Annotated in this window: 11 protein-coding genes; 5 read left to right on the forward strand and 6 right to left on the reverse strand. The window is 55.4% G+C overall.

Annotated elements, in window-relative coordinates; translation table 11 throughout:
* Positions 1–39 precede the first annotated feature (39 nt).
* The 4 genes from thiO (at position 40) to L9H78_RS06475 (ending at position 3,513) form a co-directional block, all read left to right on the forward strand.
* Positions 40–1,164, forward strand: a complete 1,125-nt coding sequence (thiO, locus tag L9H78_RS06460) for a glycine oxidase ThiO (protein ID WP_283775235.1) — start codon at positions 40–42, stop codon at positions 1,162–1,164.
* A gap of 83 nt (positions 1,165–1,247) precedes the next feature.
* Entirely contained in the window at positions 1,248–1,481 is a 234-nt protein-coding gene (thiS, locus tag L9H78_RS06465) for a sulfur carrier protein ThiS (RefSeq protein ID WP_249617329.1), read from the forward strand.
* A gap of 7 nt (positions 1,482–1,488) precedes the next feature.
* Positions 1,489–2,271, forward strand: coding sequence for a thiazole synthase (locus L9H78_RS06470; RefSeq protein WP_249617330.1), 783 nt, complete (start codon positions 1,489–1,491; stop codon positions 2,269–2,271).
* A gap of 9 nt (positions 2,272–2,280) precedes the next feature.
* Entirely contained in the window at positions 2,281–3,513 is a 1,233-nt protein-coding gene (locus L9H78_RS06475) for a ThiF family adenylyltransferase (RefSeq protein ID WP_249617331.1), read from the forward strand.
* Positions 3,514–3,592: 79 nt separating this feature from the next.
* On the opposite strand, the gene L9H78_RS06480 is transcribed toward L9H78_RS06475, so the two are convergent.
* From L9H78_RS06480 to rpsP, 5 genes are all read right to left on the reverse strand, one after another.
* A complete protein-coding gene (locus L9H78_RS06480; protein WP_021352699.1) occupies positions 3,593–3,760 on the reverse strand; it encodes a hypothetical protein in 168 nt (55 codons plus the stop codon).
* A gap of 185 nt (positions 3,761–3,945) precedes the next feature.
* Positions 3,946–6,291 carry a Tex family protein gene (locus tag L9H78_RS06485; protein ID WP_249619595.1) on the reverse strand — a complete coding sequence of 782 codons (2,346 nt, stop codon included), beginning with the start codon at positions 6,289–6,291 and terminating at the stop codon, positions 3,946–3,948.
* Between the two features lie 92 nt (positions 6,292–6,383).
* Positions 6,384–7,268 carry a tRNA (guanosine(37)-N1)-methyltransferase TrmD gene (gene trmD / locus L9H78_RS06490; RefSeq protein WP_249617333.1) on the reverse strand — a complete coding sequence of 295 codons (885 nt, stop codon included), beginning with the start codon at positions 7,266–7,268 and terminating at the stop codon, positions 6,384–6,386.
* Positions 7,265–7,765, reverse strand: coding sequence for a ribosome maturation factor RimM (gene rimM, locus L9H78_RS06495; protein WP_249617334.1), 501 nt, complete (start codon positions 7,763–7,765; stop codon positions 7,265–7,267). Before rimM ends, trmD begins: the two co-directional genes overlap by 4 nt.
* Positions 7,766–7,875: 110 nt before the next feature.
* Positions 7,876–8,364, reverse strand: a complete 489-nt coding sequence (rpsP, locus tag L9H78_RS06500) for a 30S ribosomal protein S16 (RefSeq protein ID WP_249617335.1) — start codon at positions 8,362–8,364, stop codon at positions 7,876–7,878.
* Between the two features lie 415 nt (positions 8,365–8,779).
* On the opposite strand from rpsP, the gene L9H78_RS06505 reads away from it, so the two are divergent.
* Positions 8,780–10,870: an acyltransferase family protein gene (locus tag L9H78_RS06505; RefSeq protein ID WP_249617336.1), complete on the forward strand. Its 2,091-nt coding sequence runs from the start codon at positions 8,780–8,782 to the stop codon at positions 10,868–10,870.
* A gap of 1 nt (position 10,871) precedes the next feature.
* Here L9H78_RS06505 and ffh read toward each other — a convergent pair whose 3' ends face one another.
* Positions 10,872–12,446 (reverse strand): signal recognition particle protein, encoded by a 1,575-nt coding sequence (ffh, locus tag L9H78_RS06510; protein ID WP_249617337.1) that lies wholly within the window; start codon positions 12,444–12,446, stop codon positions 10,872–10,874.
* Positions 12,447–12,731 lie beyond the last annotated feature (285 nt).

A 12,731-nucleotide genomic window follows, 5' to 3' on the forward strand; every position in this document is an offset into this window, starting at 1 on the left:
CAGGCGGCATCCCGCGGAACCGAGCAGTTCGAGGTCAATATTATCGGTGCTGGAATGGTGGGTTTGGCTACCGCAGTGGAATTAGCACACCACGGTCATAGCGTCCGGGTGTTGGATCCGGCCCCTGCATCGGGTGCAACACATCACGCCGGTGGCATGCTCGCACCGGCCGCGGAAGTGGTCTATCAACAAGATCCACTCTTCCCGCTCATGCAACATTCCGGCCAGTGGTACCCCCAGCTTATGGAGGTCGTTGCCGAACACACGGATCTTCCAACTGGCTATCGCACCGAGGGCACGTTGGTGGTCGCTGCCGACCGCGCAGATTCTCAACACCTGACAGAGTTGATGGATTATCAAAATGCGCATGGTATGGACGTGGTGAAACTTTCCGTGCGCCAAGCCCGCAAGCTCGAGCCTGCTCTTTCCCCGGCGGTGGCGGGAGCTGTGGAGATTCCGGGAGATCACCAAATTTTTCCTCGCCAGACTGCCCTTGCGCTGCTCGATGCACTCAAGAACATGGGTGTGGAGATAATCCGAGAACAAGCCACGCAGCTCGAAGATGGTGCGGTGCTGACTGCCCAGGGACGATATCCTGCGAAACAAACTGTACTGGCCAATGGTTTGGGCGCTCGCGATATCGCGGGAGTCTTGCCGGAAGCCGGCACCAACCCAGCAAGTCCAAAAGGGGCGTTCCAGCTTCGCCCAGTCTATGGCGAGGTGTTACAACTCCAGTGCCCCGAGCACTTGCGGCCATTGTGCGATCGAGTAATCCGCGGTTTTGTGGAAGACCGTCCGATCTACATCATCCCGCGTGCCGACGGCCGTATCACGATCGGTGCAACCAGTCGCGAGGATCATCGCTCTGGGCCCCCAGCGTCGTCAGTCTACGATCTTCTGCGCGATGCCATCCGCCTCGTGCCTGGAATTGAAGAATGTGAATTTCTCGAAGCTACCACCGGCGCACGCCCTGGCACCCCCAATGATCTACCTTATCTGGGGCGAGTCAGTGCTAATCTGGTGATATCTACCGGCTATTTCCGACACGGGATTTTGCTTTCCGCACTGGCTGCGCGCGTTAGCCGTGAACTCATTGAAGGCGCAACACCTGATCAGCTCAGCGTGGATATCAGCGCTTGCGCCCCGCTTCGCGACGCCCGCTAACAATCCGTAATTCTGCGCTAAAACTAACCCAAAACCGAATATCTGACCTCAGCACCCAGCCTATAGCTGTTGAAAGGATCCACATGACAGATCGTTCTTCCGATACTGCTAAGACCGTTGAAATCACCGTTAACGACCAACCGCACACGACTTCGGCTATTGATGTCACCGCGCTGGTTAAAGAAATCACCGGTAAAGATCTCACAGCGGGCATTGCCGTTGCTATCGACGGTGAAGTAGTGCCGGCTTCGCAATGGTGTCGCGCACTAAACGACGGTGAGACCGTCGACATCCTCAACGCACGGCAAGGAGGCTAGCAACCGCATGCTCACTATTGCAGATCGTTCTTATGAATCCCGCTTGATCATGGGCACAGGTGGTTCTTCCTCACAGGAAATGCTGGAAAAAGCACTAATTGCTTCCGGCACACAGCTCACAACGGTCGCGATGCGGCGCTATTCGGCAGCTACCGGCGGAGGCGAATCTGTCTTTGAGTTAATGCAGCGCTTGGGTATCGACCCGTTACCCAATACCGCCGGCTGCCGCACCGCCCGCGATGCTGTGATTACCGCGAAATTGGCCCGCGAAGCACTCCGCACCAACTGGGTGAAACTCGAAGTAATCGCCGATGAACACACATTGTTACCCGACGTCACCGAAACCTTGGACGCCTGCGAGCTGCTGATCGACGAAGGCTTTACCGTCTTAGCCTATACCTCTGATGATCCGGTGGTGGCTCGCAAACTCGAAGATGCCGGTGCTTCTGCAGTGATGCCATTGGGCTCGCCGATCGGCACGGGCTTAGGAATTTTGAATCCGCACAATATTGAGCTGATCTGTTCTCGCGCGCAGGTACCAGTGCTGATCGATGCCGGTATCGGAACTGCCTCGGATGCCGCCTTTGCCATGGAGTTAGGATGCTCCGGCGTCTTGCTCGCCAGTGCCATCAATCGGTGCCAAAACCCGGTGGCAATGGCTGAGGCGATGCGCCACGCCGTCACCAGCGGACATCTTTCACGTAGCGCTGGACGCATCCCGCGCCGGGAACACGCCCAAGCCTCCAGTACTTTTTCTGGTCTCGCCTCGTGGCCCGATCAAGTGCTATAGATGTGGAGCATGACTACTAATTCTGTCGCGCAAGCACACGATTTCCTCAGCCAACTACCCGACCGCGAGATCCAGCGCACTGCGCGGCAAATGAATTTGCCGGGTTTTGGACCGCGCCAACAGGCACGTTTACATGCCAGCCATGTGCTTATCGTTGGTGCCGGTGGCTTGGGGTGCCCAGCGTTGCAGCAGCTGGCGGCCGCTGGCGTCGGCAAGATTACGCTGCTGGACGACGACACAGTGGATTTAAGCAATATTCACCGGCAAATTTTGTTTGGCGCCGGTGATGTTGGCAAACCCAAAGTCGAGGTTGCTGCCGCGCGCGCTCGGGAATTGCAACCCGATATTCAAGTTATTGCCCTGGCGGAACGCATACGGGTCGATAATGTCCTGCAACTTTTCGACGACGTCGACCTAGTGCTGGATGGCTCAGATACTTTTGCTACAAAATATTTGGTCGCTGATGCCTGCGAGATTCTGGGAATCCCACTGGTATGGGGCACGGTCTTGCAGTATTCCGGTGAGGTTGCACTATGGCGCTCAGGCCCAGACGTACGAGAGAAACAACGCGACAGCTCCCAGCAAGCGCAGCAACGTGGTGTTGGATTGCGGGACCTATTTCCCGAGCAACCCGATGCCACAAGCGCACCAGATTGCGCAACCGCCGGAGTGTTGGGCGTGACGACGTCCGTGATTGCTGGACTGATGTCTACCGAAGCAATCGCCTATCTCACCGAAATGCGCTACGAACCGGGCCGGGTTTTGCGTTATCAGGCTATGCCAGCTGCACTGACCAGCTTCCGCGTCCGTACTGATCCGCAACGCCCACTAACCACGAAATTGGCAGATTTTTATGGCGCCAGTTGCGCGGCGACGCCCACTGAACCGAAGAGCCTTTCGGATCAAGATGGACAAAAAGACCAGGCCACACAAGCACGCAAGCTTTTGCAACGAGTGGCTGGGGGCACAGCGGTGGCACTTGATGTACGAGAAGCACACGAGAAATACCTGGCAGACCTTCCAGAGCATTACCAGCCGCTGCGACTACCGCTCAGTACGATCACCAGCAGCGCAGATATCGAGACTGCAATTGGCTCCGCTACACAAGTAGTGATTTTTTGTGCTTCCGGCCTGCGCAGCCAACGCGTCATCGACGAATACGGCGCTGCACTACCGCAAGTGCAGTTACGCAGCCTACCCGGCGGGCTCAATGCGCTCGGTAGCGACCACCAGAAACCCTAGAATCCACTGCCCGTTTCGGGTTAAACGCCAAAAAGCCCGATTCCCGAAACGGAAGCGGGCAAATAAGAACGGGAAAGCTTTAGAGGTATTCCAAAGCGTTGAAACCGCCGATGACCAGACCAAGGCCAACTGCCATCACAACGAAGAAACCAATGAACGGCAGATAAACCTCAGACATATTCGACGGCTGATCATCACCGGTTTTAATGTCCCGGGCCTCTTCTTGCCGGTCCTGCTTGGTACTCATGCTTTGCCCCTTTGAATAGCTTTCTTAACTCGCACCCGGGCATATCTTGTAGCACGTGCGCTACACCCGGGCATCGTGTCCTACAGTATACTGCCTGCCTTCAACAGAATCCAACAGCCGTGCACTAATCACGCACGAAAGAACCCAACAGCCGTGCGTTAAAGACGCATGAAACTAACCAAGAGTTAGGCGCCGAACCCGGCGTTACGCAAGGCATCAGCCATAGAACCAGCTGGTTTATTCTTCGCAGTAGCAGCAGAGTTTTTGGCCCCACGCCCCTTTCCAACACGAGTCTCAGTACGGTCACCACCCGACCGCCCGGATCGGGCACCCTGATTCGAGGACTTCCGGGAAGACCCACCGCCTGGCTTGTTGCCACCCGATTTATTGCTACCAGCACCAGGCTCATCGTCTAAACGTAAACTCAATCCAATGCGCTGACGGTCAACATCAACATCAATGACCTTCACCTTCACAATCTCACCCGAACGCACCACTGTGTGTGGATCAGACACGAATTTGTTACTCATCGCAGAAATATGCACCAAGCCATCTTGGTGGACCCCAACATCTATAAACGCTCCGAAAGCAGCAACATTGGTAACCGTGCCTTCTAAGATCATGCCCGGTTGCAAATCCGCTACCTTTGTCACGCCTTCTTTAAAGCTCGCTGTTCGGAATTCCGGGCGCGGATCGCGGCCGGGCTTCTCCAGTTCAGCAATAATATCGGCGATGGTCAGCTCACCAAACTCCTCATCTGCAAACTCAGCAGGCTGCAACTTCGCCAGACGCGCAGAATCACCAATTAACTCTTCCACGCCTGCTCCAACCGCAGCCGCAATTTTTTGCACTACCGGATAGGCCTCGGGGTGTACCGCGGAGGAATCCAAAGGATTATCCCCACCATTGATACGCAAAAACCCTGCCGCTTGTTCAAACGCTTTGGGCCCTAAACGTGGTACTTTTCCCAACTCTTTGCGCGTAGCAAACCGGCCATTCTGATGCCGGTAAGTCACCAAGTTCTCCGCAACGGTCGCGTTTAACCCTGCCACCCGTTCTAATAGCGGAACCGAAGCCGTGTTGACATCCACTCCCACGCTGTTTACTGCATCCTCGACGACGTCGTCCAGCGCCCGGGCTAGGTTGGTCTGATTCACATCGTGCTGGTATTGCCCCACGCCGATGGACTTCGGATCGATTTTCACTAGCTCTGCCAACGGGTCTTGCAAACGCCGGGCGATCGAAACTGCTCCACGCAGAGAAACATCCATATCCGGCAATTCGGCCGCCGCTTGTGCCGAGGCAGAATACACCGATGCACCAGATTCCGACACCACAACAACTTGCGGGCGTGTTTCCAACGTGGCGACGACTTCCGCTGCTAACTCTTCCGACTCCCGGGAGGCCGTTCCATTACCCACAGCGACGAGTTCTACGGCGTGCTTAGCGCACAAACCGCGCAACACCTCCACCGCTTGCACCCACTGCTTTTGTGGCTGGTGCGGATATACCACTGTGGTATCCACGACTTTTCCGGTGGCGTCAACCACCGCGCACTTCACACCGTTGCGGTAGCCCGGATCCATACCCAACATGGCTTTTTGCCCAGCGGGTGCAGCCAGTAAAACATCACGCAGGTTCGTCGAAAAGACCTGTAGGGCTTCATCTTCGGCATAGCTACGCAGACGGTTGCGCGCATCCAACCCAGCAGAGACCATCAACTTGGTTCGCCACCCCCAACGCACCGCCTGTGCCAACCAACTCGAAGCCGTGGTATCTAGTCCGAAACGCTGAGCAATCAAGTGTTCGTAGCCCGCGTCATCGCCACCATCGAATTCCAGCTGGATAATGCCTTCCGATTCCGCACGTAACAACGCCAAAATGCGGTGTGAAGGCAATGCGGTCAAAGGCTCCGAAAAATCGAAATAATCGCGGAACTTCGCACCTTCAGTTTCTTTCCCAGCCACGACCTGAGCACCCAGGGTGCCATCGCGGAAAAACTGCTCGCGCACCTCCCCGACCAGGTCCGCATCCAAAGCGAACCTATCGACCAGAATCGCCCGGGCCCCATCCAGTGCCGATTTGGCATCAGCGTAGCCGTCGACAAGAAAATCCTGCGCAGCGGTCTCCGGATCCGCCGACGGATCCTCAATCAACGTGTCCGTCAACGGCTCCAGGCCAGCTTCCCGAGCTTTGTCCGCCTTGGTCTTCCGGCGTTTTTTATACGGCAGGTAGAGATCTTCTAAACGAGCCTTAGAATCGCATTCGCTAATCTCCGCGCGCAGCTTATCGGTGAGCTTGCCTTGCTCGTCGATTGCAGCGAGTATCGTCTCCTTGCGCGCTGCGAGTTCTTCCAGGTAGTCCGCGCGCTGTTGGATGTGCCGCAGCTGGGTATCATCCAGCGCGCCGGTAGCTTCCTTGCGGTAACGGGCGATAAATGGAACGGTGTTTCCTTCGGCAAGCAGGGACAATGCTGCCTGCACACGGTTGCTGGAAACACCTAATTCTTCGGCAATAACACTGACGATCATTGGGCCAAGCCTAGTTATTCGCCACCGTCAACACCACCTTTAGGCAGGCTTCTAGCAGAAGGTTAGTCCGCAGACCGCCTGATATCCCCCCGCTAATTTTCGTCGATACCTGCGGCTTCTTCCCGGATAGCGGCAAGAATTTCCCGGTCCGCTGTGCTCAGCTCCACATTTTCCAACAAATCCGGGCGCCGCGACTGCGTGCGCAGCAACGCTTGTTGCCGCCGCCACTGCGCCACTTTGCCATGATGGCCGGAAGTTAATACCTCAGGGATTTCTAAACTACGCCACACACGTGGCTTAGTGTACGACGGCGCTTCTAACAAACCGTCGGAAAACGAGTCTTCCTGGTGCGAACGTTGGTTCCCCAAAACCCCGGGGATTAACCGAACGATAGCTTCGGCAATCACCAAAGCCGCAACCTCGCCGCCGATCAAGACGTAATCACCGATCGAAACTTCACGCACACGGTAACGGTGCGCAGCATCATCGATAACGCGCTGATCAATACCCTCGTAGCGCCCACAGGCAAAAACAATGTGGTCTTCATTGGACCAGGTTTGTGCCTTATTTTGACTAAACACTGCACCAGCCGGGCTAGGCACAAGCAGCAACGGTGCATTCGGATCCTCGCCAGTCAACACATCCCGACCGTCGTAGCGTTGCGGAACAGTACCAGAAAGTTCATCGTGAGTGGCACCGTGGATGTGCTGCACGGCAGAATCTAACTGTTCAGCCCCTCCTGCGCGCTTGCCCGCGGCAATCTCGTCAAGCGCCGGGCCCCATACCTCGGGTTTCATAACCATGCCCGGTCCGCCGCCATAAGGCGAATCGTCGACAGACTTGTGCACCCCAGTGGCCCAGTCGCGGAGGTCATACACACCGACACTGATCAGACCACGCTCAATTGCGCGTCCAAGCAACGCGTGACGTAATGGTTGCAAATATTCTGGGAATATTGAGACAACATCAAGTCTCACAGGTCCAACAACCCTTCCGGCGGAGTGATCGTCATCGTTCCAGCGTCCAAATCTACTTCGGCAATGAACTCGTCGACGAATGGGACTAAAACGGTGCGACCGTCGTCGGTCAGCGTGATTTCCAGCAAACTACGGTTGATGGTTTCGACCACACCGCTGATTGCGCCAATCTCCGCGCCATCGTGCCACACGCGCAAACCTTCCAAGTCATGGTCATAGTAACCATCCTCGTCCGAATCATCAGCCGGCGCATAAAACTCCATGCCCCGTAACGATTCCGCGGTAGTGCGGTCCGTAATTTCCTTCAGTGCAAGTAATAAGCGCCCTTTATGCGGACGCGCGCTGCGGACCTGTAGTGATTGCGTGCGACCTGACTGACGACCCTCGATAACAGTATCCGGGGCAAAGCGGCCTTCCGGGTCATCCGTAGTTGTTTCCACCACGACTTCGCCACGGATGCCATGGGTCTTAACGACCCGACCAATTCGTACGTCCATATCCCCTAATTTAGCGTGTCCGTCATACAAAAAACCGCGCGGGTTCCCGGTTCGGGAACACCACGCGGTGTTGCAAAGCCTGCGGAATCTTTCAGACCGTCTGCAAACTTTTAGTCGTTGGATTCAGCTTCAGCTTCGGCTTCGCCTTCAGCAGCGGCAGCCTTCTCAGCTTCTGCCTTTTCCTTAGCGGCCTTAGCGTCGGCTTCTTCCTTAGCCTTCTTCTTCTTTTCGGTGATGGCTTCGATAGATGGGCCGTTGTTGGCTTCTTCCAGGGCCTTGTTGAACAGCTCCAGCTTGGAAGGCTTAGGCTCAGCGGTCTTCAGGGTGCCCTCTGCACCAGGCAAGCCCTTGAACTTCTGCCAGTCACCGGTAACCTTCAGCAGAGCGAGAACAGGCTCGGTTGGCTGTGCCCCAACAGACAACCAGTACTGAGCGCGCTCGGAATCAATATCGATCAGGGAAGGCTCCTGCTTTGGCTGGTAACGACCGATGACCTCGATCTCTTTACCATCACGACGAGTGCGAGAATCAGCGATGACCACACGGTATTGTGGAGTGCGGATCTTGCCGAGGCGTTGCAGCTTAATTTTGACAGCCATTCTTGGCTCCTTTTCTTTGTAGAGATTCACTGGGCAGTTCTGACACCTGCGGGTGCAGGCCGGTTCAACCCTTGGATTAGTCTGCGCGTGATCCCGACCGCGACGACCGTAGACGACCGCGGTGTTACGCAGATACACAGACAGCCCTCGATTATAGCCTGGATACGCCTTGTTGGCCAACCACGGTTTTCTTGCCGCACATTCGCCCAGCAGCGGACTAATCGAAAGCGGTTTAAGCAACAGAGGCTTAATCAGCAACAAGTTAAGCAACAGTGGCTTAAGCAAAACACCTGCAGGGTGGCCAAATAGGGCGAACAAGAAAAAGACGTTAAACTACCCGGGTATCCATAATCGATATCGCTATCCGCGCCCGTTTCGCAACAGTCTTATCACCGATTGATTATTTGACCCCGTTTTGACTCCCACGCCAGATAAACCCTCCTACCGCTATGACTTGGACGGCCTTCGTGGTCTTGCCATCGCCCTAGTGGTAGTTTTCCATGTCTTTGTTGGCAGGGTATCCGGTGGCGTGGATGTGTTCTTACTGTTGTCCGGCTATTTCTTTCTTGGTTCACAGCTCCGCTATGCCTCTGGTGACGACGCCTCCTTGAATCCATGGTGGCCCATCTGGCGCACAATTCGACGGATAGTCCCCGCACTCGCATTAGTTGTGGGCATCACGGTGATTTTAGTACTGACCACCACCCCATGGCTGATGAATATCGAGCTGGCACAGCAGATAACCGCCAGCCTGGCTTATTACCAAAACTGGGAATTGACCAGGCAGGACGCGGCTTATGCTGCGGCGGCAGCGGAAATCTCCCCACTGCAACATCTGTGGTCGATGTCGGTGCAAGGGCAGTTTTATGTGCTGGGCATCGCATTCGCATTGTTGCTGGCGTGGGCGCTACAGAACCGTAGGCACCTGGTAAAGCGGGTTGCGGGGCCGATACTTGTCATCGTCACGGCCATTTCATTTGCTTATGCTTCCCGCTTCGGTCTTTACGGCATGTCAGATAATTATTATTCCACCTGGTCACGCATGTGGGAATTAAGCCTCGGGGCAGTTTTGGTGATTTACGGCAGCAAACTGGCCCTGAACCGCTGGCTTTCCGACATCGCTGGCGTCACCGGGTTGGTGTTGCTGTTTATCACAGGCATCATCGTCGAAGATTCCACGGCCTATCCCGGGCCATTGTCGCTGCTTCCAATTGGTGGCGCCGTACTGTTGATCATGGGTGGCAACGGCTACGTCGCACAGTTTTTAGCCACTCGCTCGATGCGCTGGCTCGGTGAAATCGCCTACTCGCTGTACCTTTGGCACTGGTCTCTACTCATTATTGCTACGAATTACTGGAAGCAATCCGAACCCAACGCGATACTGGGCATCAGCATCATCGCTATCTCCGTGTTGCTGGCGTGGGTCACAAATAGGTTCGTAGAAAAACCGTTGCGGGAAAAATCTTCCCGCCGGACAAGCAAGTCTCCACAGATCACCTGGCAGGAACTGCGCCAGAGCATTAGCTCGCACCGTGCACGTGCCACCGGAGCCACTGTTACGGTTGCCGCCTTGCTCGCGTTGTTCTGCATCCAACCATGGTGGACGCAGCGTCTACACAATGAACGCAGCCTGCCATTACCGCAGGAAATGTATCCTGGCGTACTAGCCCAATCTGGGCACGACGTCCCAAAGAATGTAGACGTCGCACCAGATCCGCATCTCGTTTCTAGCCTCGCCCCTGTCGTGTCCGAGGTCCACTGCTTTATCCCGGCCGATCATCCTTCTTCGACCGTGCAAATTGAGGAATCCCGCTATGGTGAACCCTGCGTTTTCGGTGACCGTGACGCAGACAAGACCGTTTACTTAGTAGGAGGCTCACACGCCGAACAGTGGGCTGGACCGTTAGATGCGCTGGGCAAAAAATACGGTTTCCGCTTGGAGGTGATGCTGCGCGCGGGCTGCCCGGTTGTCACGGGCCCGAATGATTTGATCGTCGGCACTCATCAAATTGATCAGCGCTGCTATAACTGGAGTCAGCGGGTAATTGAGAAATTGCTCGAAGAAAAACCTGACCTCGTGATTTCAAATTCGACCCGACCGGTAGGCGAATTTGGTCATGGCCCGGATTATGTCCCGTATGGCTACGCAGCTTTTTGGCAAGAGCTTGCCGACGCTGACATCGACTTTGTCGGGCTACGCGATAACCCTTGGGGCTTGCGGCCCAACGGTGAGCCTTTCAACTTCAGTAACTGCCTAGTGGACGGTGGCGGGCTGTGTTCAGTCGCACGGAAGCAGGTGTATCAAGAAGTCGACCCCGCCGAATCCGTGTTGAATGAGCTGGGAATGAAGGCCGTAGATACAGCAGATTGGTTCTGCGACCAGCGACGCTGTGAAGTTGTTATCGGCAATATTGCTGTCTATCGCGATATGCACCATATTTCGAATGCATATGCAAAATCGGCCCAGCCTTTGCTGGAGCCGATTATCAAACCTTACGTCAAATAGCTTACTTGTTACCGAAGTTGAGCTTGCTCAAATCGATATTTTCCATTCCTGGAGGCATCTGCTGCTGCATTTGCTGTAGATCTTTCATCGATGGCATTCCGCCTCCCATTCCAGGCATACCTGGCATGTTTGGCATACCTCCGCCTCCGCCCCCGCCTTTCTTCCGTTTGCCCTTCTTGTTCTTCCGGCCCTTTGGTTTCTTCTTTGTCGCCGAACGTTTCGAGCCACCCATTCCAGGCATACCGAACTGCCCAGCCATCTTGCTCATCATCTTTTTCGCTTCGAAGAAGCGCTCCACCAGTTGATTAACGTCGGAGACTTCCACACCGGAACCTGCCGCAATACGCTTGCGGCGAGAAGCGTTCAAGATCTTCGGATCGTCACGCTCGGCAGGAGTCATGCCGCGAATAATGGCCTGGATGCGATCCAGTTGTTTTTCATCGACCATGTCGGCCATCTTCGACATTTGGCTACCGCCTGGCATCATCTTCAATAGATTGCCGATGGGACCCATCTTGCGCACCATCATGAGCTGGTCGAGGAAGTCATTCAGCGTCATCTCGCCCGAGCCGAGCTTATGCGCAGCCTCTTCGGCTTTTTTCTGGTCGAGGTTAGCCTCAGCCTGCTCAATCAAAGTGAGCATATCGCCCATGCCCAAGATACGGCTGGCCATGCGCTCAGGATGGAATATATCAAAATCGGTGAGTTTCTCGCCGGTCGACGCGTACAGGATCGGCTTGCCGGTTACCTCACGAATAGACAGCGCTGCACCACCACGAGCATCACCGTCCAACTTCGTCAGAACAACGCCAGTAAAATCGACGCCATCCCGGAAAGCCTCGGCGGTATGAACGGCATCCTGACCGATCATCGAGTCTATGACAAACAAGACTTCGTCGGGGTTAACCGCGTTCCGAATATCCCGGGCCTGGTTCATCAAAGTCTCGTCAATACCAAGGCGGCCAGCAGTGTCGATAATAACGACGTCATGTTGGGCCTTGCGAGCTTCTTCAATGCCGTTACGTGCGACCTCGACTGGGTCTCCGTGCGAGGTTCCCATTTCATGTCGGGAATCCATAGAGGTGCCAGGGTCCGGAGCGAAGGTTTTGACTCCCGCGCGCTCACCAACAATGCGCAGCTGATCAACAGCGCCTGGGCGTTGCAAGTCACAAGCTACCAACATTGGGGTGTGACCACGGCTTTCCAGGTGTTTGGCGAGCTTACCCGCCAGAGTGGTTTTACCAGCACCTTGCAAACCAGCCAACATGATGACTGTCGGCGGGTTTTTCGCCAAGTTCAGACGCCGAGTCTCGCCGCCGAGGATATCTTGTAGTTCCTCATTAACGATTTTTACAACCTGTTGAGCCGGGTTCAGGGCTTCGGAAACTTCCGCGCCAATGGCACGATCTTTGATGCGTTTAATGAAACCGCGCACGACGGTGAGCGAAACGTCGGCTTCCAACAACGCCAACCGGATTTCCCGGGCGGTGGCATTGATATCCGCCTCCGTCAGTTTGCCCTTGCCGCGAAGGCCTTTCAGGGCAGACTGTAGCCTGTCGGACAATGACTCAAACACGTCGTGTAACTCCCTACCGTTGGCATATACTAGCCCCACTAGCCTAGCCGGTCTTGCCCACGCAGGTCATATCAGACTCCCCCAAATGCCGGGGCCACGAAAACACAGGATTTTGATTCCTTTTCCGCCGCTTTCCCGAGTAGGGACTCGGATAATGTCTTCGGCCGGGGCAAACCAGAATGACAGCCGCAGTGGTAACGGTAGTGTTTACTCAGTCTGGCCTTGCTAAACCGCTCGAAAGATAGTTAGGGGTTAAGTAGCAAAAAGCCCCAGGCCACAAGGCCT

The organism is Corynebacterium pseudodiphtheriticum (assembly GCF_023509295.1).
Classification (GTDB): Bacteria; Actinomycetota; Actinomycetes; order Mycobacteriales; family Mycobacteriaceae; genus Corynebacterium; species Corynebacterium pseudodiphtheriticum.